25 protein-coding genes are annotated in these 23,449 nt (G+C 44.8%); 7 read left to right on the plus strand and 18 right to left on the minus strand.

Annotated features, from left to right (window positions below; translation table 11 throughout):
* Positions 1-57 precede the first annotated feature (57 nt).
* Positions 58-1,422, plus strand: coding sequence for a sodium-dependent transporter (locus tag CBX98_RS14495; RefSeq protein ID WP_012841489.1), 1,365 nt, complete (start codon positions 58-60; stop codon positions 1,420-1,422).
* A 105-nt stretch (positions 1,423-1,527) separates the two neighbouring features.
* Here the strand turns inward: CBX98_RS14495 and CBX98_RS14500 are convergent, their stop codons facing one another.
* From CBX98_RS14500 to tsaA, 5 genes are all read right to left on the minus strand, one after another.
* Positions 1,528-1,719: a DUF4250 domain-containing protein gene (locus CBX98_RS14500; RefSeq protein ID WP_109169594.1), complete on the minus strand. Its 192-nt coding sequence runs from the start codon at positions 1,717-1,719 to the stop codon at positions 1,528-1,530.
* The gene (locus CBX98_RS14505) at positions 1,719-1,925 is read right to left on the minus strand and encodes a YaeP family protein (protein WP_005391765.1); all 207 of its coding nucleotides are present in this window, start codon (positions 1,923-1,925) and stop codon (positions 1,719-1,721) included. Before CBX98_RS14505 ends, CBX98_RS14500 begins: the two co-directional genes overlap by 1 nt.
* Positions 1,926-2,036: 111 nt before the next feature.
* The gene (locus tag CBX98_RS14510) at positions 2,037-2,705 is read right to left on the minus strand and encodes a tellurite resistance TerB family protein (RefSeq protein ID WP_046874978.1); all 669 of its coding nucleotides are present in this window, start codon (positions 2,703-2,705) and stop codon (positions 2,037-2,039) included.
* A 176-nt stretch (positions 2,706-2,881) separates the two neighbouring features.
* Positions 2,882-4,597 (minus strand): proline--tRNA ligase, encoded by a 1,716-nt coding sequence (locus CBX98_RS14515; RefSeq protein WP_109169596.1) that lies wholly within the window; start codon positions 4,595-4,597, stop codon positions 2,882-2,884.
* Between the two features lie 111 nt (positions 4,598-4,708).
* Complete coding sequence (gene tsaA / locus CBX98_RS14520) at positions 4,709-5,404, minus strand: tRNA (N6-threonylcarbamoyladenosine(37)-N6)-methyltransferase TrmO (protein ID WP_109169598.1); 696 nt, start codon at positions 5,402-5,404, stop codon at positions 4,709-4,711.
* A gap of 123 nt (positions 5,405-5,527) precedes the next feature.
* Here tsaA and CBX98_RS14525 point away from each other — a divergent pair, with 123 nt between their 5' ends.
* From CBX98_RS14525 to CBX98_RS14535, 3 genes are all read left to right on the plus strand, one after another.
* The gene (locus CBX98_RS14525) at positions 5,528-5,788 is read left to right on the plus strand and encodes a type B 50S ribosomal protein L31 (RefSeq protein WP_012841491.1); all 261 of its coding nucleotides are present in this window, start codon (positions 5,528-5,530) and stop codon (positions 5,786-5,788) included.
* A 3-nt stretch (positions 5,789-5,791) separates the two neighbouring features.
* Positions 5,792-5,917 carry a type B 50S ribosomal protein L36 gene (ykgO, locus tag CBX98_RS14530; protein ID WP_074191703.1) on the plus strand — a complete coding sequence of 42 codons (126 nt, stop codon included), beginning with the start codon at positions 5,792-5,794 and terminating at the stop codon, positions 5,915-5,917.
* A gap of 230 nt (positions 5,918-6,147) precedes the next feature.
* Entirely contained in the window at positions 6,148-7,734 is a 1,587-nt protein-coding gene (locus CBX98_RS14535) for an AbgT family transporter (protein ID WP_006742541.1), read from the plus strand.
* 107 nt (positions 7,735-7,841) lie between these two features.
* Here the strand turns inward: CBX98_RS14535 and CBX98_RS14540 are convergent, their stop codons facing one another.
* The 8 genes from CBX98_RS14540 to CBX98_RS14575 form a co-directional block, all read right to left on the minus strand.
* The gene (locus tag CBX98_RS14540) at positions 7,842-8,915 is read right to left on the minus strand and encodes a hypothetical protein (RefSeq protein ID WP_109169600.1); all 1,074 of its coding nucleotides are present in this window, start codon (positions 8,913-8,915) and stop codon (positions 7,842-7,844) included.
* Complete coding sequence (locus CBX98_RS14545; protein ID WP_109169602.1) at positions 8,912-10,024, minus strand: ATP-grasp domain-containing protein; 1,113 nt, start codon at positions 10,022-10,024, stop codon at positions 8,912-8,914. The genes CBX98_RS14540 and CBX98_RS14545 overlap by 4 nt, the downstream gene beginning before the upstream one ends.
* Positions 10,012-11,280 (minus strand): F390 synthetase-related protein, encoded by a 1,269-nt coding sequence (locus tag CBX98_RS14550; RefSeq protein WP_172605969.1) that lies wholly within the window; start codon positions 11,278-11,280, stop codon positions 10,012-10,014. The genes CBX98_RS14545 and CBX98_RS14550 overlap by 13 nt, the downstream gene beginning before the upstream one ends.
* Entirely contained in the window at positions 11,268-12,131 is an 864-nt protein-coding gene (locus CBX98_RS14555; RefSeq protein WP_109169604.1) for an MBL fold metallo-hydrolase, read from the minus strand. The genes CBX98_RS14550 and CBX98_RS14555 overlap by 13 nt, the downstream gene beginning before the upstream one ends.
* Complete coding sequence (locus CBX98_RS14560; protein WP_109169605.1) at positions 12,100-13,086, minus strand: NAD(P)-dependent oxidoreductase; 987 nt, start codon at positions 13,084-13,086, stop codon at positions 12,100-12,102. The genes CBX98_RS14555 and CBX98_RS14560 overlap by 32 nt, the downstream gene beginning before the upstream one ends.
* Positions 13,083-14,072 carry a ketoacyl-ACP synthase III gene (locus CBX98_RS14565; RefSeq protein ID WP_172605970.1) on the minus strand — a complete coding sequence of 330 codons (990 nt, stop codon included), beginning with the start codon at positions 14,070-14,072 and terminating at the stop codon, positions 13,083-13,085. The genes CBX98_RS14560 and CBX98_RS14565 overlap by 4 nt, the downstream gene beginning before the upstream one ends.
* Positions 14,073-14,266: 194 nt before the next feature.
* The gene (locus CBX98_RS14570; RefSeq protein WP_005380310.1) at positions 14,267-14,716 is read right to left on the minus strand and encodes a YaiI/YqxD family protein; all 450 of its coding nucleotides are present in this window, start codon (positions 14,714-14,716) and stop codon (positions 14,267-14,269) included.
* The gene (locus tag CBX98_RS14575) at positions 14,713-15,006 is read right to left on the minus strand and encodes a hypothetical protein (protein WP_012841496.1); all 294 of its coding nucleotides are present in this window, start codon (positions 15,004-15,006) and stop codon (positions 14,713-14,715) included. The genes CBX98_RS14570 and CBX98_RS14575 overlap by 4 nt, the downstream gene beginning before the upstream one ends.
* Positions 15,007-15,941: 935 nt before the next feature.
* Here CBX98_RS14575 and CBX98_RS14580 point away from each other — a divergent pair.
* On the plus strand, positions 15,942-16,427 hold the full coding sequence (locus tag CBX98_RS14580) for a GNAT family N-acetyltransferase (protein ID WP_080936742.1): 486 nt from the start codon (positions 15,942-15,944) through the stop codon (positions 16,425-16,427).
* On the opposite strand, the gene CBX98_RS14585 is transcribed toward CBX98_RS14580, so the two are convergent.
* Positions 16,387-16,686, minus strand: coding sequence for a DUF3301 domain-containing protein (locus CBX98_RS14585; RefSeq protein ID WP_012841498.1), 300 nt, complete (start codon positions 16,684-16,686; stop codon positions 16,387-16,389). The genes CBX98_RS14580 and CBX98_RS14585 overlap by 41 nt on opposite strands.
* A gap of 13 nt (positions 16,687-16,699) precedes the next feature.
* Positions 16,700-17,737, minus strand: coding sequence for a DUF3549 family protein (locus CBX98_RS14590; RefSeq protein ID WP_109169607.1), 1,038 nt, complete (start codon positions 17,735-17,737; stop codon positions 16,700-16,702).
* 76 nt (positions 17,738-17,813) lie between these two features.
* On the opposite strand from CBX98_RS14590, the gene CBX98_RS14595 reads away from it, so the two are divergent.
* Both CBX98_RS14595 and truC read left to right on the plus strand, forming a co-directional pair.
* The gene (locus CBX98_RS14595) at positions 17,814-18,128 is read left to right on the plus strand and encodes a YqcC family protein (RefSeq protein ID WP_005391784.1); all 315 of its coding nucleotides are present in this window, start codon (positions 17,814-17,816) and stop codon (positions 18,126-18,128) included.
* A gap of 4 nt (positions 18,129-18,132) precedes the next feature.
* A complete protein-coding gene (gene truC / locus CBX98_RS14600) occupies positions 18,133-18,903 on the plus strand; it encodes a tRNA pseudouridine(65) synthase TruC (RefSeq protein ID WP_048625889.1) in 771 nt (256 codons plus the stop codon).
* Positions 18,904-18,994: 91 nt separating this feature from the next.
* On the opposite strand, the gene CBX98_RS14605 is transcribed toward truC, so the two are convergent.
* The 3 genes from CBX98_RS14605 to map all read right to left on the minus strand — a co-directional run bounded on the left by CBX98_RS14605 (position 18,995) and on the right by map (position 23,132).
* Positions 18,995-19,378: a DUF3461 family protein gene (locus CBX98_RS14605; protein WP_005380322.1), complete on the minus strand. Its 384-nt coding sequence runs from the start codon at positions 19,376-19,378 to the stop codon at positions 18,995-18,997.
* A 142-nt stretch (positions 19,379-19,520) separates the two neighbouring features.
* A complete protein-coding gene (gene glnD / locus CBX98_RS14610) occupies positions 19,521-22,145 on the minus strand; it encodes a bifunctional uridylyltransferase/uridylyl-removing protein GlnD (RefSeq protein ID WP_085344087.1) in 2,625 nt (874 codons plus the stop codon).
* Positions 22,146-22,253: 108 nt separating this feature from the next.
* A complete protein-coding gene (gene map / locus CBX98_RS14615; RefSeq protein ID WP_005380326.1) occupies positions 22,254-23,132 on the minus strand; it encodes a type I methionyl aminopeptidase in 879 nt (292 codons plus the stop codon).
* Positions 23,133-23,449: the final 317 nt, after the last annotated feature.

Raw genomic sequence — 23,449 nt, forward strand, 5'->3', positions numbered from 1 at the left:
GTGAATATTGCTATAGTGTACTAGTTAGCTAGTTCAATGATATTTTGTGTGAGTAGTATGACACAGCAAACCTCTTCTCAGCCTCGTGAGCATTTTGGCTCTCGTCTCGGATTCATCTTAGCAGCCGCAGGTGCCGCAGTTGGCCTTGGCAATATTTGGGGCTTTCCAACCCAAGCTGCCAGTAATGGCGGCGGTGCTTTCCTGTTGGTTTATTTGGTGATGATTCTTATCGTCGCATTTCCTATGCTGGTGGTTGAAATGGCGATTGGTCGTCATGGTCAAGCCAACCCGGTGGATAGTATGCGCTCGCTTACCAATCATCCGGTAGGTAAAAAGCTCGGCGGTATTGTGGGCTGGATTGGTTTAAGCGTACCAAGCGCTGTTTTAGCGTTTTACTCTATTGTCGGTGGTTGGTTGATCTGCTTTTTACTGGGTGCAATCACAGATCTAATGGGGTTAGAAGCTGCAACTCAATGGCTAAAGGGCTTTAGCGTTGAACGTAACTTGTTCGGAACTATTACTTTTTATGTGCTAACAATTCTTATCGTACAAGGTGGAGTAAAACAAGGTATTGAGAAGTGGTCAACACGCTTGATGCCAGCATTGTTTGTTCTGTTTGCCCTGCTGTTTGCTTACATCATGACGCAAAACGGTGCAATGGAAGGGCTAAAGCATTACTTGGTACCGGATTTCGAAAAGGTATGGGACCGCAAGTTGATTCTTGCTGCAATGGGGCAGGGCTTCTTCTCGCTTACGATCGGTGGCTGTTCAATGCTGATTTATGGCTCTTACTTGAGTAAGAAAGAGAACCTACCAAAGATGGCGATGAACGTGACCATGGTAGATACTGCCGTTGCTTTCATTGCAGGGTTAGTGGTGATGCCAGCGATGTTTGTTGCGATGCAAAAAGGCGTTCAAATCTATGCTGAAGATGGCTCTCTATTAAGCTCTGATACGTTGGTATTTACCGTATTGCCATTGATGTTTGATAGCTTAGGTTTGCTTGGTCAATTGTTCTCTATTGTGTTCTTCTTATTGCTGACGATTGCGGCGCTAACGTCTTCCATTTCAATGTTAGAGTGTCCAGTGGCGTTAGTGAGTGAGCGTTTCAACACCAAGCGTAGCGCAACGAGCTGGGTTTTAGGTGGTCTCATCGCCTTGTTCAGTGTGGTGATTGTTTATAACTTTGGCGCTCTGTTTGGTATGGTCGCGACGGTTGCTACTCAGTATCTACAACCAACCGCTGCGCTCTTATTCTGCTTATTTGGTGGTTGGGTATGGAATCGCAACTCAAAAATCAAAGAGCTTGAGCAAGGTTGCCCGGAGTTTACGCAAGGTTGGTTTGGTAAGTTATGGCCAGCGTATGTGAAGTTTGTATGTCCAATTCTTGTGGCTACGGTCATCTGGGCTTCATTCGGCTAATCGAAACGTCTATTGGACAAAAGAGAAGGGCTTGATGAGTGATCATCAAGCCCTTTTTAATGTTGGTTATTCCCCGTTTCAGTTACCCGCGGGGATTGCTGCGGGTTAACGGAATTGTCCTGCTTCTGGAAGAAAGTCAAAACCAGCAGAAGCCAGTTTTGCTTCTAGTGCCGCGCGATCGATATCGAAGAAAGCCGCCAGTTTATCTAAGTCACCACCGAAGTCGTCGCGTAGCTTCATATTTACAATGCTCATCAGCATGACAGGATCCATGGATTCAAAGTTCGCTAGATTCATTACTTATCCTCAAAATCTGAAATCAGTAGGTTTGCCGCAGCAAATGCCGCTTTTTCACGCACTTCTTTAGGCAGAGACTCATCCGCCGCAACATCGTTCAGCGCTTTAACAGCACATGAAATTGCCTGAGGAATGTAAGCTTGATCGCCACTACCAATTTGAGCATAAAGCTCACGAACCAGTTCACAACAGCCGTATACTTGCATGTTTTCTTTCCACTAAATGATAACTTATCTCAATATACACACAGCAGATTTGAAACTCAAAGTGCAGAGTTGTTTTGGCTCAAGTTGAGGAGTTGCTTGAGCGAGATTTAATCACTGCATTTGTACTTCTAACTGCTGAGTAACTTCTGGTGAAAGCTGAAGCTGTTTTGCCAGTTCTTGCAAATACGCTTTTTCCATGAAATTTTGCTCATCAGCAACAATCAAAGACGCGAGATAAATTTCTGACGCTTGTTGAGGAGAGGTCGCCTGATTAGCAATTTCAGCAGGATCGAGCGGTTTGTTTAGTTCTTGCTGAACGAGTTGACGTACGTGCTCATCTGCGCCCATATCCGCGAGGGCTTGCTCGATGCGGGCCATTTCCTCTTCATCGACATGGCCATCGGCTTTTGCGGCTCCAATCATTGCTTTTAAAATTAGTACACTGTGTTTGCTGTCATCGGGGTCAAAGGTCTCATGAACACCTTGACCGGACTGTTTGGCTTGCCAGTCGTTATAAACTTTGTAGGCTAATGCTCCAAGCGCAGCAGCGCCACCGACTTTTAATGCGCCCGAGCCTATTTTCTTGGTCATTTTTTTACTTTTCTTCGAGCCCATCAGCATACCGATAAGGCCTCCGCCAACGGCACCTGCTCCTAGCGTTTTCAGGCTACTTGAGTTTGATGAGGATTTGATGTTGTTAGTTTGTTTACCTAACGCATCAGCCCCTTGCTTGAGTAAGTCTGATTTGAGTGCTTGGTTTAGAAGACTTTTTAAATCCATAACTGACCTCCTTTAGATGATGAAATCAGTTTAATAGCAAGAAGCTGAACCAAAGATTAACAAAGTGAATAGATCTAAAGGGGAGTAGTAAGGTTGCCCAGTAATAAAAAAGGGCTGACCGAAGCCAACCCTTTCTAATTATTTTGAAATTACTTCAAATGAGAACCGTCGAGCGCTTAATTTAGTTGAGCCTTTACGTGCTCGATAATATCAGTCATTGCGACTGGCGTTTTCTCACCAGTAGCACGGTTCTTGTATTCGAAGTTGCCTTCTTTCATTGAGCGATCACCGATAATAATTGTATGCGGTACACCAATAAGCTCCATGTCAGAGAACATTACGCCTGGGCGTTCTTTACGGTCGTCAAATAGCACTTCGATGCCCATTGCCGTTAGCTCAGCGTACAATTTCTCAGCGGCTTCTTTCACTTCTTCTGACTTGTGCATGTTCATTGGAACGATCGCTACCTGGAATGGTGCGATTGCATCTGGCCAGATGATGCCGTATTTGTCGTGGTTTTGTTCAATAGCAGCCGCTACGACGCGAGTGATACCGATACCGTAACAACCCATTTCTAGGATGACGTTCTTACCATCAGGACCCAGTACACCACAGTTCATCGCTGCGGAGTAAGCGTTACCTAGTTGGAAGATATGGCCAACTTCGATACCACGCTTAAGCTGGATAATGCCTTTACCACATGGGCTTGGATCGCCTTCAACCACGTTGCGTAGGTCTTCAACTTGACCAAGCTCTGCGTCACGACCCCAGTTAATGCCGAAGTAGTGTTTGCCATCGATGTTCGCACCCGCACCGAAATCACTCATTACTGCTACGCTGCGGTCAACGATGAACGGCAGTTTAAGACCAACAGGGCCTAGTGAACCAGGACCAGCACCGATAAGCTCACGAATTTCTTCTTCAGATGCCATCTCTAGTGGAGCTGCAACTTGAGGAAGGTTCTCTGCTTTCACTTCGTTCAGCTCATGATCGCCACGAATGATAAGCGCGATGATTGGTGCATCAACTTCGTCAGACGCTTTCACAAACAAAGTTTTCACTGTTTTTTCAATTGGCAGCTCGAACTGTTCAACCAATTCAGCGATTGTTTTTGCGTTTGGCGTATCTACCAACGTCATTTCTTGCGTTGGTGCCGCTGCTTCAGAGGCTGGAGCTAGTGCTTCTGCTTTTTCAATATTTGCCGCGTAATCTGACTCGCTAGAGAATGCGATGATGTCTTCGCCACTTTCAGCCAGTACGTGGAACTCTTGAGAGCCGCTACCACCGATAGCACCGCTATCTGCTAGTACAGGACGGTAATCCAGGCCCATGCGATCGAATGCTTTGCAGTAAGCATCGTGCATTGCGTCGTATGACTTTTGTAGGCCGTCTTTATCAATGTCAAAGCTGTACGCATCCATCATTGAGAATTCACGTGAACGCATTACACCGAAGCGTGGACGACGTTCGTCACGGAATTTGGTTTGGATTTGGTACAGGTTTAGCGGAAGCTGTTTGTAAGAGCTCACTTCATTGCGAACAAGGCTAGTGATCACTTCTTCAGCGGTTGGGCTAAGTACAAACGGACGAACATGACGGTCAGTAAAGCGAAGTAGCTCAGGACCCATCTTTTCGCTGCGGCCTGTCTCTTCCCATAGTTCAAACGGCTGAACAACGGGCATCAAAGTTTCGACTGCACCTGCATTGTCGATTTCTTGACGAACGATGTTTTCGACTTTACGCAGTACACGTAGACCAGTAGGTAGCCAGGTGTATAGACCTGAAGCCAGCTTACGGATCATACCTGCACGTAGCATGAGCTGGTGGCTCACTACTTCTGCGTCGTTTGGAGTCTCCTTCAGAGTAGAAAGAAGATAATTACTGGTACGCATTAAATTTATCCGTTTATTTAAGTTAGATACTCAAGCTTGAATAAGCTGGAGTATAGGAGTTCCCGAAAGGGAAATTTATTAGCCGCCTATAATATCAGCCAATTGCGTTTGTCAAAAGCTTTCAATAGCGGTAACCGTTATTAAGTTGCTTGTTGCTGTGAACTTTACGTTCAAGTCGAACAAATTTACCGCATATTCTTTGTCGTCCGGCTTGTTTTTCTTGTATGCAGGACGAGGATCTTGGGCCAGAACTTGTTCAATGACTGATCTTACATAGTCAGTATCGGATCGATTTTCTATCGTTGCTAATGCTTGAGCAGAAAAGTTGACTTGTGACTTTTCTGGTTCTTGGTCTGCGTATCCGCCTTGTGCTTCTGGAATAGAGTCCGAATAGGGGATATAGGGCTTAATGTCCACAATCGGTGTGCCATCCACGAGATCAACACTGCCTAGATCAAGATAGATTTGATCGCCTTGCTTAGTGACTCCTTTCACTTCAACGGCTGACATTCCGATTCCGTTTGGGCGGAAAGTCGAGCGTGAGGCAAAGACACCTATTCGTTCATTGCCGCCCAGTCGTGGTGGACGGACGGTTGGCTTCCAACCTGCTTCCAGATTTTGATCAAACAAAAATAACAGCCAAACGTGAGAGAACTGTTCTAGCCCACGCACTGCTTCAGGGCTATTCGCTGCGCCTAACAGTTTTACGCGTGCTTTCGCTGTTGGTACTAAGCGAGGCTGGCGCGGTACTGCAAACTTTTCTTTGTACGGTGTCTCAATGACGCCGATGGGTTCAATGGAATACATGGTGGACATCTTTAAGAATTCATTGAGATGAAAAGTATCACAAATTTCTCTTGCTTTTCTTGTTGATAATGATTATTAATTAAAATGTTATAACATAACATTTTAATTAAGAGGAAAAGTATTATGAAACCAGGAATCCACCCTGAATATCGTCCAGTGGTGTTCCACGACACCAGCGTAGATGAATACTTCGTTGTTGGTTCTACGTTGAAAACAGAGAGAACCATCGAATGGAAAGATGGCAAAACCTACCCTTACTTTACGTTAGATGTGTCGTCAGCATCCCATCCGTACTACACCGGTAAACAGCGAGTGGTTCAAACAGAAGGTCGTATTGCGAACTTCAACCGTCGTTTTGGTCAATTTAAGAGCGAAAAGGAATAAATCATGAAGGTAGTAAAATCATTAAAAAGTGCAAAAAGTCGTCATCCGGATTGCCAGGTCGTAAAACGAAGAGGGCGTCTATATGTCATTTGTAAGGCGAATCCGAGGTTTAAAGCAGTGCAGAAGTAATCGTTCTGCATATTTCTGGCTTATGGTTTTGTTTAATTGATAATTTTGACTTAACTGTTTTATATGGATGAAATATCTACATTTTTGTTTATTATTGGTTATAAAACTCTCTAATGGTCACAGTTTGTAACATTTAGGGCTTTTCTTTAACCTTCTACTCAAGTACCCTTCGCTCGCTTTTTTGACATTTTTGTCACATTTGCACAGGAATAAAAACAAGGAGGGAACAGATGAGTTCATCTGATTCAATTAAACAAAACTCGCCTAAGAAGCCGCTGTTTACGCGCTTTTTGGATACTGTCGAATATTTGGGGAACTTATTACCTCACCCGATCACACTATTTGCCATTTTCTGTTTAGCCATTCTGGTGATGTCGGGCATTGCAGGATACTTCGAAGTTTCCGTTGTAGACCCTCGTCCTGAGGGCGCAAAAGGTCGTGCCGCAGATGGCATGATTCATGTCGTCAGCTTACTTAACGCTGATGGACTCGAACTTATCGTTACCAATTTAGTGAAAAACTTTGTTGGCTTTGCGCCTTTAGGCACGGTTTTGGTTGCGATGTTGGGTGTTGCTATTGCCGAGTACTCTGGTTTGCTATCTGCAGCTATGCGTGGCTTGGTCATGGGCGCATCTCAACGCATGGTAACAGTGACTGTTGTTTTCGCTGGTATCATTTCAAATACGGCATCAGAGCTGGGGTATGTGGTACTTATTCCACTGGCAGCAATGCTGTTCCATTCTCTAGGTCGTCACCCACTTGCAGGCCTTGCTGCGGCATTCGCTGGTGTATCTGGTGGTTATTCAGCAAACCTACTTATCGGTACGGTTGACCCGCTACTGTCAGGTATTACTGAAACAGCAGCGCAAATGATTGACCCAACTTACACTGTTGGTCCAGAAGTTAACTGGTACTTCATGTTTGTTTCGACGTTCTTCATTGCAATCACTGGTGCGTTTGTTACTGAAAAAATTGTTGAGCCAAAGCTTGGCAAATACAGTGAAGAAGAAGCCTCAGAAGATTTGTCGAACGACAAAATGGGCGGCTTAACAGACATTGAGAAGAAAGGTCTAAAACTAGCAGGTGTTGCTGTACTGGTTGTTTCCGCGTTGCTTGCTTGGACGGTTGTTCCAGCTGACGGCATCTTACGTTCTGATGCAGGTACAATTGCAGGTTCTCCATTCCTGAAAAGTATCGTGGCATTCATCTTTGTGTTCTTTGCTATCCCAGGCTTTGTGTTTGGTAAAGTTGTTGGCACGATGAAGACGGATCGCGATGTAATTGATGCAATGGCGAAATCGATGTCTTCTATGGGCATGTACATTGTATTAGTTTTCTTTGCTGCTCAGTTCGTTGCTTTCTTTAAATGGACTAACTTCGGTCAGGTATTCGCAGTTGCTGGCGCTAGCTTCTTGCAAGAAATTGGCTTAACTGGCCCAATGTTGTTCTTTGCCTTCATCCTCATGTGTGGCTTTATCAACCTAATGATTGGTTCGGCATCGGCACAGTGGGCAGTGACGGCACCGATTTTTGTTCCTATGTTGATGCTTGTTGGTTATGCACCGGAAACGATTCAGGCTGCTTACCGAATTGGTGACTCGACGACAAACATTATTACTCCAATGATGAGCTACTTTGGTTTGATTCTTGCCGTAGCAACTCGTTACATGAAGAACTTAGGTATCGGTACGCTGATCGCGACCATGCTACCTTACTCAATCTGCTTCATTGTAGGTTGGAGTGTGCTGTTCTACCTATGGGTATTCGTATTTGGTTTACCAGTAGGCCCTGGCGCAGCAACATACTACACACCGTAAAAAACGGTTACCTCACACAGCTCCATTACAAAAGCCTGCGAACGTCGCAGGCTTTTTTATCGATCCAGATTGTGTGCAAGCAGGTTTGCTTGGTTATCGATGTCGTTTTATAGCTGAAAACGCATCAACAAAGGGCGATAAAAGTGCTGAGTGAGCCAGCACAAGCTTTGCCAAATTACGCGTTTGTACCAAGGTAAGTGCGCAATATAAACATAGCTAAATTCAATTTCTGGCTGGGCTTTTCGGTTGCGTTTAAAAGCTGGAGCCCCTGAGCTCATATTAAAGCGACGCTGGCATATCATTGCGTGGCGGATGGTATAAGCAGATATTCTTCTATACAGCGCAAAACTCTGTGGCTTATTGGTATCGTAGCCAAAAATTGGGCAAGTCATGTCATTATCAATTTCTACTATGCCTAACGTAGCCAGCATCTCGTCTTGATAAAATAGTCCCACTAAATGCACTAAGTTATTCTGGCTAGCCTGCTTTAAATATTGGGTTGAAAACTGGATGTTATTCCGGCTGTATTTATCAAGGTAAAGCATGTCATATAACACTTTGGCGCGCTGAAACTCTTCATCAGTAGCCAGTGGCTTAAACTGCCAATCTTTATCATTAAACAGCTTGAAGTCTTTCGTTAAATCTCGGTTGAAGCTGAATGCTTGCCAATCCTCAAGTAAATACACTTGTCGTGTTACCAAGCTTTGCCATTGTTGCTGTTCTAATCGCTGAATTAAGTGTGAGTGCTGAAGTTGGTTGAGGGAGCGAAGCACCAAGGGAAAGGTGGGGTATTGATCGAGTGCCACGCGGCGCAGCTCATCTAGATTTAAGGATTCCCATTGTTCGCTATACATATTGGTGGACAAGCACTGATTGTTGAGCGTTTGGACTTGATCCAATCCAGCCAATGATAAGATTGGTTTAGTCATATTAATAAGTAGCTTACATACCCATCGAACAGCCACATTTTTGACTTTGTGAAGCTCTTCTTCGGCGTAGCCACTAAGCAGTGTCATAGGGGACACGGCATAACAGTTGTTTGGTATTTTTGGTGTTACGGAGTAGGGAATAGCAACATCATCGATATAGTAGCAACCAAAGCTTGCTGTGCATTCATTAATAGGATTCGACTGCATAAGAGTGATAAAGGTTTTATGCCATTCTTGAGAGGAAAGCGTCATGATCTCAACGCCTCTCCATTCCACTCAATATCAACGGTAGAAGCGGCGCTCCATTTTGCCTTGTTTTGCCTAGCTAACCGGAGTAATTCAAACACACTCCGGATTTGGCTCCCGACCGGCAAGTTATGCTGTTGCATTACATTCACTCCAGACCACCAATCTTGCCAAGTTCGAGCCTTAAACAGGGATAATCCACCTTCAGCGATGAGTGTTATTGGCCCTAAATGATGCAATCGCTGCTTGGAAGGACTGGTAAACTCCATATAAGGAAGCAGTTGATTGCATCGAGACGAGAGTAGGTGCAAACCACTGGTGGCTCTTGGGTTACATTCAATCACGTAGAGTTCATCTTGTGATTTGATGAAGTCAAACGACACTTGCCCATGATAAGTATGACGTTTACCAAAAGCGGCGATAAATGTATCTAGTCGTTCGCATGAGAGCGGCTGAAAAGCACTGGCGGCCGAGCCGTTTACACAGTATTTCGGCACATAAGATTGGTGTGCTTTAAGGTCACCATGTTCAAAAATCGCATAGTTACACACCGGAGTCCCATGGATTTTTTGTTGCTGAACCCAAGGAAAAAGGGGTGATATCGTGGCGGCAGAAATAGACTGAGTTGTCACATCTCTTATTACTTGCCCGCCAAACCGAGAGTAAACTGGCTTTAGAACGGTTCTCTTATTAATTTCAATCTCACTTTTATCAGCGACCAAACGAGTTTTTGGAAGTGTAATTTCTGGCAAGCCTTTAAGTTGTTCAAAGACGGTCAACTTGTTGTGTAGGGCATTGAGCAGCGCCACATCGGGAAGAAAAAAATCTACTTCTGGACATTGTTTAGCAACATGAGCCAAGTAATACACTTCTTCACAAGTGGGTATCATCATATCAATACGCATCTGAGTAATGATTTTTAGGATCTGCTGTTGATAGGTGGGAAACGCAAATCGAGGTGAAGCGGTGGGTATATAAGACTCGATGCCTCGCAAAAATGATCCCAGAGGCTTTTTTAGCGAATCGGTGAGAATTACTTCATGGCCATGATGCATACACATGGTTGCCCACTCTAGTGCAACTGGTGCTCGGGCTCCGGTGATTAAGACCCGCATATGTTCACCACACGTCGTTGTTTATTCATTGGCGTCCAAATAGGCGCAGGGCGGTAACTAAATCTGACAGGATCAAGCCGTAATTGGTCAAACAACTTTATCAAGGCTTGATGTATAACCCTATGGTGGTGAACATCCGCTTCAATTTGAATGGTTTGTGACCCTGTTTGGGTGATTCGGTAATCCACGCGACCTTGGGCAGATAGTGTTATAGCGCGGTAGATGAGATCTGGTAACACCGTCACTGGGACGTGGTTTGAGTTTAGCGTGAGGCTATCACCACATCGTCCGGCAATTGCGCCAAGAGGTTCAAATACGCCATTATCCTGTTTATTCTCAATAATATCGTCGAGCTGATAACGAATAATTGGCTGAGTTTTACGACGAAAATCGGTAATGATTGGGCTGTAATGAGTACGTTCGGTATTCAGCCAATGTTTTTCGATGTAAACAACATCTTGATTCCAGCGCATTTGTCCATGCTGATCAGTACATGCAAGAAAACCTTCAGTACATTGATAGACTTCATGGAGTTCGCTGTCGAACCGTTGAGAAATATAGTGACGGTCACTCTCGGTTAGAACCTCTGCCCCAGAAATGATCCGCTGTGGTTGAATTGCGGGTTGACCCAATTGACCGCTGAACTGGGCGCAGAGCTGAAGAGCTTGCGCACTACCAACCAAAAGCGTGGGTTGGAACTCATCTAGCTCTTTTATCCATTCTTGGTAAGGTTTGGTTAAATCGGCATAAAAGAATGTGACAGGCCCTTTCGCGACGGATTTATACAGTGGGCTGTTGGCTCGCAAGGCTAGTGCAATTCGGTGCTTTTGCCATAGGTTGGGCAAAAGGCGAGCCAATATATTGCAGGCCCACAGTTGTGTTTCCTGCTTGTCAGCAAGAAACAGCCCGCGCATGCCTGATGTGCCCGAAGAAAGCCCAACCGTAACATCACCAACTTTCGAAGCGGCAAAGTTGCGTGACTGCTCTGCTTTGAGTGCCTGCTGCATTAACTGTTCAGCATCTAAGCCCTTCGTATTTAACTCTGAGAGGTTCTCCATCATAGTTTGCTTATTCATGATAGGGAAATCACTGAGTGGTGCACCTTTAAAAGAGCGGTAATACGGTGAATGACGGCATACCCAATCCAGATGTTGCGTTAAATGATGTTGCTGCCACGTTTCGACTTGTTCCCTTGAGCCGAAAGGGCGGTAGCGGGTTCGCCAGAATTCTGAGATAAGCGTTCTCACTTCATCCATCCTTCTTTGATTAGCTGCTGGATAGTTTCCTGACAATGTGAAGGTACGAAGCGAACAACGTGGTGGGTTTGTTGGTAGCAACTTCTCAACTCGGAGAGGGTGTTTTTATAGGCTTTTGTATCATCGCAAAGCATGTTCGCCAGCCAATGCTGATCGATATTTTCACTCAAGCTCTCGATTAACCAGCATGCATCGGCGAGTAAGAACAGCCAACTTTGGTCTCTTTTAACCAGCAAGCCCACTTGGCCAGCTGCATGGCCTGGCAAGCTAACCATATAAATAAGTCCATCGTCGAACATGTCTTTACAGAGCAAGTTAACCCCTTGGCACTGAGGAAGAATTTGGCTGATTGGCACAGAAAAATCACCATGAATGATGAAGTTAGATTCAAGCTGTGGAGGGAGTAGAGCTTTTAGGTAGCCTTTTCTTACGCCTCCAATTCGACCACTTTTAGTAATTGCATCCACCCCTTTTTGTTGGCAATGCAATTGAGAGTGGGAAAACTCAGACACGGCAGCAATGTGATCGGCATGGAAGTGGGAGAGCACTAAATGCTCAATATCATGAGGTTTGAGATTTTCTTTTGCTAACTGCGCAACAATCCCATGTTCTTGTTGATAGCGGCAAGGTGTTGTCCAAGCATAAAAGCGTTCAGGGAAGGGACGAGTCGCGCTAAAAAAGTGCTCGTGATATCCCGTATCAAACAGGATGTTGCCTTGTGTCGGGTGCTGAATTAACGCAACGGCTGCAGGAAATGCTCTAGGCTTGATACCAGAGCCTGGTTTGACAACAAAGCCTGGGTGTACGCAGTGTCCAGCCTCAAAGATTTTTATTTTTAGACCAGTTTGCATACTGCTGTATTCCTTCTTGAATTGAAAAAAGCGGTTGGTAATTCAGGTTTTTTATCGCCTTGCTGATATCCAGAGTTTGATGATAGTTAAACAATCCTGCGCTGTATGAAGTGAGCCTTGGCTCTGGCTGATGTGGTAAGCGCCTTCGTATTTGCTCACTGAGCTTTAATAATGGTGATACCACACCGTATGGTAATGATTGTAACGTTACTTTTAGGTTCAACCCCACACATAAAGCTTGTAGAACAGTCTCAATTGGCATTGGTTCGTTGTTGGAAATATTGAAGACATCACCATGCTGAAGCCGGTCTGCCTGAGTGCAAGCGAGCATCGCCGCATGGGCAACGTTGTCGACATAAGTTAGATCAACCACTGGGTTTCTACCCGATGGCAGAAGCAGAGTGTTGTTTTTTATCGCCTTAAGCACTCTTGGGATAATCGCGCGATCGTTGGGACCAAAAATGCCACGCGGTCTTAAAATGATCGCTTTGCTTTGGCCTTTTATGGCTTCAAGTTCAGATAGGTATTTGGTGTGTGCGTAATCATTACACCAGTGTGAAGCAATGGCGTCGGTTTCTCGAATATTCCAACGGTCTTGATGGTCAAAGTAGACGCTGGTGGAGGAAATATGGATAAAACGCGAGATTTGATGCGTATTAGCCGCATTGACGAGGTTTTTGGTGGCATCTACATTGGCTTGATAAAACGCCTGCCACTTTCCCCATGGGCTTGAGAGAGCAGCACAATGGATGATTGCATCCATACCTTGGCATACCGCATGAACTGCTGAGTGGTCTCTTAAATCGACTATATGTGGGATAACATCGAATTGCTCGGCGAGTTGTTTAGCGATGACTGTATTTCGTGCTGTAAAATGCAGTTCATGCTGCTGGTGAAACATTCTTAGAATTGCGCTACCCAACATCCCGCTGCCACCAGTGACCAATATCTTCATAGTTTTAGCACTCCCATCCCTAGTGACAACCCTGCGGCGGTGCCTGCTAATAACACATGTTTTCCTGCGGCTTCTGGCTGATTACGCAGCCAGTGTAAGTTAATTGGGAGTGAGGCGGCGACTTGGTTTCCCAAAGTCGAAAAGTGATTAACGGTTTTCTCTGTTGGTAGCCCGGTGAGTGAAGGCAGTTTTTTTAATCCATGCGCGCTGGCTTGATGAGGAAGAAAATAATCAATATCGCCGAGTGTTACCGGAGAGGCGTCAACCCCTTTTTTTAGAAACGCTGGTAAGGCTTTACGCACATGTTTAAAGAGTGCTTTGCCCTCCATCTCAAACTGGCAACTTTTTAAATAGGCTTGATGCTCGGAGGTATGCGGATTGATATGACTACCTCCGCCCTTAATTTGACAAAATGAATACCCGGTATGATGCGTTTCAAAGTGACTGGTGAGCAATCCATCATCGTTGTGTTCTTCGAGCAAAAATGCGGCGGCACCGTCTGCGAATAGAGTTGCAACTTCTGGTTTGAGTGTAAAATTTCGATTCAGTGTGATGCCAGTAGCGAGTTCGCTGGTGACAATGAGAATCCGACGGTATCGTTTTGCGAAGAATAGACTCTGAGCAAGATCAAGCGCAGAAAGAAATGATAAACAGGTGCTGTTCAAATCAAAACTTTCTAGCCATGTTGGAGCGTCTAACGCGGCGAGAACCGCTGAGGCGTCGTAGGGCAGAGACTGGTGGTGAGTGCCGCTGGCGTAGATAAGGAGATCAATGGAGCCCAAGGTATATATGTTTCCTAAACACTGCTCTATCGCCTGCACCGCCATGTAAATAGCGGTCTCTTTTGTATTGGCTACATGACGATATTCAACGTCGAATTTATTTCGGCAGGTCCCAGGCGCCAATTTTAGGAAGCGATCCATCTCTCGATCTGACCATTGATTCGTTGGCAGGTAGCTTCCACTGGAAACGATGTTAAAGCCCATTATTCTCTATACATTTATTAAAAACGTCGTTCAAAATAAACCACGTTGCATATTGAAGCTATGGCGAGCGAGATGAAAAATAAACAGAACAAAACAAATGGGAGTAAGAGCACGCTTTGGGTGCAATATTGAAAATGAATTTTCAGTAATGAGCCAGGCTTTGATTTGCTGGCTCAATATGAATAGAGTGAGTATTACTTCTTAAATTTAGCCAAAATACGATCTAAATGGTTCGCAAATTCGCGGCGATCGGTTTGGGAAAGCGCAGCGGGTCCACCTGTCTGAATTCCGCTTGAGCGCATGGTTTCCATGAAGTCGCGGATATTTAGACGAGCTTTGATAGTATCTTTTGTATAAAGCTCGCCACGTGAACTGAGGGCTTGAGCGCCTTTAGAGATGACCTCATCTGCAAGCGGAATGTCTGATGTGATCACCAAATCGTTGGCCTCCACACGCTTGACGATTTCGTTGTCAGCGATGTCAAATCCAGCTGGAACTTGCAGCGAGTGGATGTTGTCTCTTTTGGGCACCGGGACAACGTGGTTGGCGACAAACGTACATTCAATCCCCGTGCGTTCGGCGGCACGCACAATGGTTTCGCGGATGACTTTCGGACATGCGTCTGCATCTACCCATAACTTCATGATGACTTCTCACTTAGCTTGGCTTCTAGCTCTTCAATGCGAGCGACTAGTTTTTTCACCGTGCTTTCTAGCGCTGCAAGACGATCATTATCGGTATGCGCTTGCGCTGCGACTTCAACCTTGGGAACACGCTGAGCACTTTTCCAACTTTTTATTGCGGTGATTAATGCAGGCATTGGGACGGGCGTTTTCAAGCGTGCTTTCACTAACGCTACGGTTGGTTCTTTTCCTTGTTGTTGCAGTTGTTCCATTACCGCTTCTAATTCTTTAGTAACGTCTTGAGTTAACATTTTTAATCCTTAACAACGATATATCTATCATCATACGTTGAGTCCCCTAATTTGGCGAATAGCAATTTGGAATGTGTGGTGTGAGAGATCTCTTACATGGGTTGTGAGAGAAAACGATTTCGTGAGCGGAAAAATAGAAATTACAATCATCAACTTATTGATAAGTAATGATTTAACAACTATTTAACCAATGTGGTGTATAAATATTTATCTAGGATAGATTGTCAATTTTTAGGAAAGGCGTAAATTGAGAGTTGTCAGCAGGAAGCAGACATGGAACAGGAAAGCACCAAGGATTTGGTTATCGTCAGGAAGACGATTTGGTTGGTCAGGATGATTAATCAAGCATGGAGCGTAGGACATTGTAAGGACACTATCATCAATAGGATGTTGATGACTAAGGATAGACAATGGACCCCTCTAGGATAGAGGTTATGGACAGCGTCAGGAAGATGCAAGGGACACCGCTCAAGGAACAAGTGATGTGTGCTAACGGGGAATGTTAGCTATCAGGATGATAAGGACACCGCTAGGACGGCGACGTAAGGAATAAGCTGACGGAATCAGCCACTATTATGGATGATGCATGGAGCACTTTTAGTAGCCGGACTGCTGCGAGTAAGACCATGACCCCGATACTTATGTGTCGGGGTCTTTCTTATATAAAAAAGATACCTAGTCGTTCTCGTTGAATTAAGCACCTAGAGGTGACTTGGGTATATCAATATCACAAAATTTATAAATTCCTAATAACACTTAATAAAAAACAATCCAGATCAATATCCTTTCCAATCAGTTGGTTTAACTTTCGGCTTCTCTACAAGGTGTTATGCCCCGCAGCTATTGAGCATATTCAAGCTCATCGAGTTTGTGATCTGCGGATAAATAAAGTTTGTTGTAATCAAGGAACAGATGTGGCCATAGTAACCAGAAGAATGCTTCTTCTACCCTACAATGAGTCGTTGCAACTAGAGTTCGTCATGCTGAATTGCTGTGCGAAAAACCGTGCTGAAATGAACGGTCCGTATACTGTCGCGTCTGCCAAACAGATGTTTGAGAAAATACTGGATGATGAAAATATTTATAGTATGGCGGTGCTAGAAAGCACCAGTCGTGACTATATGGGGCACGTGTTCATTTCCCATCTCGATTCTGAGCCTGAGTTAGGGTTTATTTTTGATAAATCTTATTGGGGTAAAGGGTTAGCGACAGAAGCTCTAAAAGCGTTTTTCCCAAAGGCGTGCCGTGAGCTGGGGCTACATAAGGTGAAAGCTAACGTGAATAGCAACCATCAAGCTTCTATGGCGGTGCTGAAAAAACTGGGATTTGTTGAAACAAAAGAAAGTAAGGATCTATATGGTCCTTACTTTGAAATGGAATTTACAAGCGATGCGGTGGTAGGTGAAAGTTCTGCGGCCTGAAACCGACCATGGTTAACTCCCCTTGGTAGCAATCGTCACCAAGAGATGAAAACTCAAATTGATACACCGTATGCCAACGCCAGACTCCGTCTGGCGTTTTTAGTTTATGGGCACCAAAGGCGATGCTGATTAATTGGAGATCCAATTGCTCACATTTACGCGTGATTGCCACTTTTGCGAGTTCGGCTTGACGACGTTGTTGCCAAAACAGATAACAGAAAAAGCATAGCCCTAAAATTGCTAAAAGATCACCAATCATCCCTGAACCTTTATTATCCCTTTGTTGCTTGTTGTAAGCTTACTAGCGCGTTTGCTAGTTCTTCAGATGGATTTGAATGTAGCAAGGGCAATAGCACCATTCTTAGCTCTGGTAGCATCACTAAATCGGCAAATAACTGATTAAATAGGGCTTGATTACCGGTTTGAGCTAAACGCAGCAAAAACTGTTCTGCTACCTTTTCATTGGCTAGTAAGTGCCAAGCTCGGCCAGCCACGCCAATCAGTACTTCCTGATGGCTTAAACGAGGGCTTTGTAAAATCGCTTCTAACACTGGCGAGGCAATGGCTGTTGGTGCGCCAGCCAAAGCTCGGATAAGCGCTGAAAGTAGGAAGAGATCCGGTTCGCTACTTGCGATTTCTTGTTGTGCTTTGTCGGCTATACGCTCAGCTAAACGCTCTTGTAACTCTACATGCTCAAGCGCACCCAACAGAGCATAAAGTGGTTCATTCGGTAGGTGGTTCAATGCTTTGCGTATCATTACCCCGTTTTGCTCTTTGTCCAAACGAGCGGCCATGTCGGTGATTCCTTGCAGACCTACGGTTTGCCAATTATCCCAGCCTAAGCCACCTGAAAAGTAATGCTGAGTGTGCTCATAATATTGGCTGGTAGGAAGATCGAGATTCGCGCGGACCTGGCTATGGAACACGGCCATTTTGTCTTCGGAAGGTTTGAACGTATATGGGTTATTAGACAGCTTTTGCTGTTGCTCTTCAGTGATATCATCATTGAGGCGTGTTCCCATGGCTTCCACTACGTATTTAATGAAATTGCCGATATCCGCTTGCTTTAACAAACCGCGCTCGTCCAATTCAAACTTTAGAAACCAAATCCAAGGTTGCTTTTGTTCATTCCAATAAGCGATGGCAAGGTGTGCTTTACGCTGCATTGGAAATGGGTACGGTGCTTGACCTTTTTCTACATCGGCAAACTCTTTCTTAGCGATGGTTTTGATACGACGACCAAGATCGAAGATTTGATAATCACAGCGGCTGTTGTTCAACAGTTGAGTGAGGGTTTGAATGTTTTCCATTAAATACGACGTCCTAACGTTCTTTTCACAAGAAATGGTATCATTCTCGGCTAATTCAAGGTTCGAGATAGAATTAATGGTAACAAATACTCAATTGGTCGACTTACTTCACCAACTTGAAACGCAGCTTAAAGAACATAAGTTGTGGCAACACACTAGGCCTTCAGAGCAAGCCTTACAAAGCGTGGAGCCATTTGCGATTGATACGTTGCATCCTCATGAGTGGTTGCAGTGGATCTTTATAGACAGAATGCACGTGCTAGTGGAAAACAACCAACCATTGCCAAGAGGGTTTTCTCTCGAGCCCTATTTTTCAGAAGCGTGGAAGCAGGAACCGCAGTTCGCAGAGCTGCTTGTTACAATCCGAACCATTGACGAACTGTGTAAGTAAACGAATGCTAGAACAAGAAATAGCGCGATCTTCAGAACCAGTTGAGCTGGAGATCGTTTATCAGGATGAATATTTTGTAGCGGTCAACAAGCCAGCAGGCATGTTAGTGCATCGCAGTTGGTTAGATAAACACGAAACTCAGTTTGTCATGCAAACTTTGCGTGACCAAATTGGTCAGCATGTGTTCCCATTGCATCGTCTGGATCGTCCAACATCTGGTGTGCTCGTGTTTGCGTTGTCGAGTGAAGTAGCATCACAAGTCATGCCGATGTTTGCTGAACATAAAATGGAAAAGACATACCACGCGATAGTACGCGGTTGGATTGAGGAAGAGGGCGTCTTGGATTACGCACTCAAAGTCGAGTTAGACAAGATTGCTGATAAGTTCGCTTCACAAGAAAAAGAAGCGCAAGAAGCGGTGACGGAATATAAACCGTTGGCTAAAGTGGAAGTTCCCTATTCGACGGGTAAATTTCCTACAACGCGTTATTGCTTAGTTGAGATGAAACCTAAAACGGGGCGTAAGCACCAACTTCGTCGTCATATGGCGCATCTACGTCATCCTATTGTGGGTGATACAACGCACGGAGACGGCAAGCACAACAAGCTTTATCGCACAGAGTTTGATGCTCACCGCTTGCTACTGCACTCTTCAGAGTTACGGTTTGTCCACCCATTTACCGATCAAGAGATTGTCATGACGGCCAATATTGATGAGACTTGGCAGCAATTGTTTACTCGATTTGAGTGGGATGAATCAATGATCAACCGATAATGGGATTAGTTAGATCTAGATAATGATTGAGTACAAATAAAAAGGGTTAGCATCAATGCTAACCCTTTTTTAATATTTAAGACTTAACGTTTTACTTTAGTTTTTCGAGATCCGCTTCGATCTCTGCGATCTTGCTCGAAACGACTTTTTCTAAATGACGAAGGTCTGAGAGAATTTTCTCTTTGACATCAACCTCAGGTTGTTTCGTTGGTTTAGTGATTTTATTCAGTTCATCAATGACTAATGTGAGGTTACGGTTGATTTCCGTTACTTCTTTATATTTGTGACTGCCACTGTCCACAAGAACATTTTTGATTTGGCGCGGGTATTTGAATTTAACGCTTTTGGCGAACAGCTCGCCTTTTTGCTTGTGGAAATAGATCTTGAGTACGTCTTTGTGTGCTTCTTGGCGTAGGGAATAACGTTCAATCTGCTTAGGGTCGTGAATACCCAAACCAGTGAGGTGGGGATACATAGGCTACCTCTATTACATCGAATTGATATTGATATAACTGTAGCAGCCTATGTATGAGCTAGATAGCTGATATTTAGCCAAAATGCTTAACTTGTGGGCAAGATCGCTCTCGCCCTGAACCGAAAAGATTGGCAGGTTTGATCTAAGCTGCGACCTCATCAGATAACTTTTCGATCAATCTCTCTCTTAGCTCATCTTGCTGTTCTTCACTTAATCTTCCCCCTGCATCACTGGTTAAAATAAACAAGTCCTCTGCTCGCTCACCAATGGTGGTGATTTTTGCACCATGAAGGTTGATATTTAAATCAGCAAACGTACGGCCTACTTTGGCCAACAGCCCTGGTGTGTCTAGTGCGACAAACTCCATTAAAGTGTGCTTTTTACCTTTGGTTGGTAAGAAGTCGACTTTGGTTTTCACATTAAAGTGCTGAAGTTTGTTCGGAGTACGGCGTGTTTTAATCTTGGTTGGTCGGCCCGCCTCTAGTACATGGGTGAGGTGCTTAATCACCGCGGCGTGACGAGACTCATCAATCGCTTCGCCATGTTGATCTAGAACCATAAAGGTATCAATCACGTGCCCATCTTTGCTGGTCATGATTTGCGCGTCGTGTACATTAAAATTACGCCTATCTAACTCCGCCACGACCGTCGCAAATAAAGCTGGCTGGTCTTTCGTATATACAAACACCTCAGTGCCGCCACGAGTGGCTTTTTTACTGATCAACACCAAAGGCTTAGTCGGATCTTCCATGCGAAGTAAGTGTTCGCAGTGCCACGCGATTTGCGTATGAGTATGACGAAGGAAATAGTCAGCTTTAAAGCGCTGCCACAATACTTCAATTTCGCGCGCGGCAAAGCCCTCTTTACGTAGCATTGCGGAGGCCATTTGTTGATTGTGGCGAATTCGCTCACGCACATCGACAGGATTCTCTAACCCTCTACGTAAAGCACGTTGTGTGGAGTAATACAGCTCTGCCAGTAAGGTTCGTTTCCAAGCATTCCAAAGTTCTGGGTTGGTTGCACAAATATCTGCAACTGTCAGGCACACAAGATAATCGAGAGATTCTTCGTCTCTGACTTTTTTGGCAAATTCGGTAATCACATCGGGATCATAAATGTCTCGGCGCTGTGCGGTGACGGACATTAATAGATGATGCCTTACCAACCAAGCGACAAGTTTGGCCTCGGGCTTTGATAAGCCATGCTCAATACAGAAGTCGTAAGCCTCACCTTCGCCTATAACAGAGTGATCGCCGCCACGTCCTTTACCGATATCGTGGAAAATAGCGGCAATAATCAGCAGTTCTTTCTTTTGCATCCGTGGGTAGACGTCACAACAAATAGGGTGCTTCGCATGATTGTCTGGGTCACTAAAGGTATTAATGTGTTTCAGTAAGCGAATACTGTGCTCATCAACCGTGTAGGCGTGGAATAAGTCAAACTGCATTTGACCAACAATTTGGCTCCATTGCGGTAAATAGGCCGCCATAACCCCTAATCGGTGCATCAGGCTGAATGCTTTATGCAGAGCATTAGGGTGACGACATAACGCCATGAACTTTTCACGCGCAGCAGGAATGGTGTGCAAAAATTTGTTGAGCCGACGGCGAGCGGTGCGCAGCTGACGTAGTGTTGGTGGGCTCACCCCTTCAATGGTTGAGTCGTTCGCGATATGTAAGAACATATCCAGAATAGTTTCTGGGCGAGCTTGAAACAATGCGGGTTTCCGCGCTTCAATCAAAGAGCCACGACGTTGGAAGTCGGCATCGAGAATCTCGGCACTTTCTGTCGCACCACCATTAATGATCGCTTGATCAAAAAGTTTGAGTAGCATTTTATTGAGCTCTGCCACACGACGAAGTGTGCGATAGAACTCTTTCATCATCATTTCTACGCCTCGGTTGCCTTCACCGACATAGCCTAGATTTTCCGCAACTTGTGCTTGATGGGCAAAGGTCAAGCGGTTGTCATAGCGGCGAAGCTCCATGTGCAGAGCGAAACGCACTCGCCAAAGGAAGTCCTGACATTCAACCAATTCTCGGTATTCTGCGTCAGTTAAAAATCCGTATCGGCTCATTTCCAGCAATGATGTGGCACCAAAGTGACGTCGGGCGACCCAGCTTAATGTATGAATATCGCGCAGCCCGCCAGGGGTCGACTTAATGTCTGGTTCTAAGTTGTACGTCGTATCGTGGTAACGGGCATGGCGTTCTCGCTGCTCTTGAATTTTAGCGCGATAAAACGTTTCACTTGGCCAAAAGGAGTCTGATAATACAACTTTCTTCAGTGCCTGAAAGGTATCCTCGCTGCCACAAAGTAGACGCGCTTCTTGAAGATTTGTCGCGACGGTCAGATCGGCTTTACCAATTTCCGCACATTCGTTAACGGTGCGAACTGCGTGTCCGACCTCGAGTTTTAAATCCCACAACAGCGTAATGAATTCGCTGATTTTTGCTTCTAGTGCGGTCGGCAGCTTATTGTTCGACAGAATCAAAATATCGATATCGGAGAGCGGATGCAGCTCGCCACGCCCATAGCCACCCACGGCAACTAGAGAAATGTTGTAAATATCTTTGAAGCCAAAATGTTGCCACAAACGATTCAGAAGCAGATCCATGTATTCTGCCCTGGCTAAAACCAAGCTTGTTACCGGATGATGATTGAGAAACTCTTGGTTTTGATCGGAGCTAAATTTCTCTAACTCTTGTTTGAGCTCTCCGATATTGATTTGTTCATCGGAAAAGGTAAGAGGGGACTGAAGTGTCATATTTGCCATCCGTGCAAGCTAATCTAGTTACAATCTAACAAATTTGTGGCAGATAAAAAATATCCCCGCCGAAGCAGGGATATAGTAAACAACGAGTGGTCGTCAGCTTTACGCGTTTTTCATTAGGCGAGGAATTGTATCGTCGCTACGAAGCGTCAGTACTTCACAACCTTCTTTTGTTACAACAATGGTATGTTCCCATTGCGCAGAGTTCTTGCCGTCGCCTGTGTAAACGGTCCAATCGTCTTGAGCGTCAACAGAGCAACCAAATTTACCTGCGTTAATCATCGGCTCAATAGTAAAGCACATGCCTTCTTTTAGTACGCGGCGGTCTTTGTTCTTGTAATGAACCACTTGTGGTTCTTCATGGAACTCATCGCCGATACCGTGGCCACAGAAGTCTTTCACAATAGAAAACTTGTTGCGAGGGTTGTTTTTGTTGTTCTCTTTGATGTATTTCTCGATAGCCGTACCGATGTCACCAACCGTTGAACCTGGCTTAACGGTACGCATACCAACATACAGTGCTTCTTGAGCTACCATGCACAGACGTTTGTTTGCAGGTGAAACATCACCGACTAGGAACATCTTAGAAGTGTCACCATGGTAACCCTGAGGACGCACGCTCAGATCGGCATTCTCATCATTTGGAACGATTACGGTAATATCAACGTTTAAGATGTCGCCATCTTTTAGTACCGCTGGCTTCATTTGACCGTTGCTACCGATTTCGTCTTTTTCTGCTGGAATACCGTGGCATACGATATGGTTGATTGAAGTACAAATCGACTTAGGGAAACCATGGTAATCAAGCGGAGCAGAGTATGCGCCTTTTTCTAGAGCGTACTCATGACAGATTTTGTTCAACTCTTCTGTCGTCACACCAACTTTGATGTGTGGTTCGATCATTTCTAGAATCTCTGCGGCCAGCTTGCCCGCAATGCGCATGCGTTCTATTTCTTCAGCAGTTTTAATCTTGATTGACATTGGCTTTCTCTACTTATTCCTAAGCACGTAAACGTGCGAATGGCCGCATTCTATCAGACATCGGGGCGTTAACCCAAGTTAGATAGGAATATGCATCATTCTTAATTCGATCGTATGTTTAAAGTTTTGCTTATAAATAGGAGAAAGTGGCACGGTGAAGAAATAATTTTTACTAGCCACAGTGAGCTAAAATATGGTATAAAGCGCGCCGGAATAGAGGACTGTTCTCTTCGTTTAGCAAAGCTAAGCGGCGAAGCAAGCTTCATCCGAATAACCTTTTATCTTTAAATCACACACATTCCGTCACATATTCCGGG

Source organism: Vibrio sp. T9 (assembly GCF_003123985.1).
Taxonomy (GTDB): domain Bacteria; phylum Pseudomonadota; class Gammaproteobacteria; order Enterobacterales; family Vibrionaceae; genus Vibrio; species Vibrio diabolicus.

Excerpts from the sequence above, each read along its gene's own strand:
- CBX98_RS14515 (WP_109169596.1), bottom strand. The coding sequence starts at position 4,597 with ATGCGTACCAGTAATTATCTTCTTTCTACTCTGAAGGAGACTCCAAAC.
- ykgO (WP_074191703.1), top strand. The coding sequence starts at position 5,792 with ATGAAGGTAGTAAAATCATTAAAAAGTGCAAAAAGTCGTCATCCGGAT.
- truC (WP_048625889.1), top strand. The coding sequence starts at position 18,133 with ATGCTAGAACAAGAAATAGCGCGATCTTCAGAACCAGTTGAGCTGGAG.
- glnD (WP_085344087.1), bottom strand. The coding sequence starts at position 22,145 with ATGACACTTCAGTCCCCTCTTACCTTTTCCGATGAACAAATCAATATC.
- CBX98_RS14590 (WP_109169607.1), bottom strand. The coding sequence starts at position 17,737 with ATGGAAAACATTCAAACCCTCACTCAACTGTTGAACAACAGCCGCTGT.
- CBX98_RS14500 (WP_109169594.1), bottom strand. The coding sequence starts at position 1,719 with ATGAATCTAGCGAACTTTGAATCCATGGATCCTGTCATGCTGATGAGC.
- CBX98_RS14540 (WP_109169600.1), bottom strand. The coding sequence starts at position 8,915 with ATGACGCTTTCCTCTCAAGAATGGCATAAAACCTTTATCACTCTTATG.
- CBX98_RS14570 (WP_005380310.1), bottom strand. The coding sequence starts at position 14,716 with ATGAAGTTATGGGTAGATGCAGACGCATGTCCGAAAGTCATCCGCGAA.
- CBX98_RS14495 (WP_012841489.1), top strand. The coding sequence starts at position 58 with ATGACACAGCAAACCTCTTCTCAGCCTCGTGAGCATTTTGGCTCTCGT.
- CBX98_RS14535 (WP_006742541.1), top strand. The coding sequence starts at position 6,148 with ATGAGTTCATCTGATTCAATTAAACAAAACTCGCCTAAGAAGCCGCTG.
- CBX98_RS14580 (WP_080936742.1), top strand. The coding sequence starts at position 15,942 with ATGCTTCTTCTACCCTACAATGAGTCGTTGCAACTAGAGTTCGTCATG.
- CBX98_RS14545 (WP_109169602.1), bottom strand. The coding sequence starts at position 10,024 with ATGCGGGTCTTAATCACCGGAGCCCGAGCACCAGTTGCACTAGAGTGG.
- CBX98_RS14550 (WP_172605969.1), bottom strand. The coding sequence starts at position 11,280 with ATGGATGAAGTGAGAACGCTTATCTCAGAATTCTGGCGAACCCGCTAC.
- CBX98_RS14575 (WP_012841496.1), bottom strand. The coding sequence starts at position 15,006 with ATGTTAACTCAAGACGTTACTAAAGAATTAGAAGCGGTAATGGAACAA.
- CBX98_RS14605 (WP_005380322.1), bottom strand. The coding sequence starts at position 19,378 with ATGTATCCCCACCTCACTGGTTTGGGTATTCACGACCCTAAGCAGATT.
- CBX98_RS14555 (WP_109169604.1), bottom strand. The coding sequence starts at position 12,131 with ATGCAAACTGGTCTAAAAATAAAAATCTTTGAGGCTGGACACTGCGTA.
- tsaA (WP_109169598.1), bottom strand. The coding sequence starts at position 5,404 with ATGTATTCCATTGAACCCATCGGCGTCATTGAGACACCGTACAAAGAA.
- CBX98_RS14525 (WP_012841491.1), top strand. The coding sequence starts at position 5,528 with ATGAAACCAGGAATCCACCCTGAATATCGTCCAGTGGTGTTCCACGAC.
- CBX98_RS14585 (WP_012841498.1), bottom strand. The coding sequence starts at position 16,686 with ATGATTGGTGATCTTTTAGCAATTTTAGGGCTATGCTTTTTCTGTTAT.
- CBX98_RS14595 (WP_005391784.1), top strand. The coding sequence starts at position 17,814 with ATGGTAACAAATACTCAATTGGTCGACTTACTTCACCAACTTGAAACG.
- CBX98_RS14565 (WP_172605970.1), bottom strand. The coding sequence starts at position 14,072 with ATGGGCTTTAACATCGTTTCCAGTGGAAGCTACCTGCCAACGAATCAA.
- CBX98_RS14505 (WP_005391765.1), bottom strand. The coding sequence starts at position 1,925 with ATGCAAGTATACGGCTGTTGTGAACTGGTTCGTGAGCTTTATGCTCAA.
- CBX98_RS14560 (WP_109169605.1), bottom strand. The coding sequence starts at position 13,086 with ATGAAGATATTGGTCACTGGTGGCAGCGGGATGTTGGGTAGCGCAATT.
- CBX98_RS14510 (WP_046874978.1), bottom strand. The coding sequence starts at position 2,705 with ATGGATTTAAAAAGTCTTCTAAACCAAGCACTCAAATCAGACTTACTC.
- map (WP_005380326.1), bottom strand. The coding sequence starts at position 23,132 with ATGTCAATCAAGATTAAAACTGCTGAAGAAATAGAACGCATGCGCATT.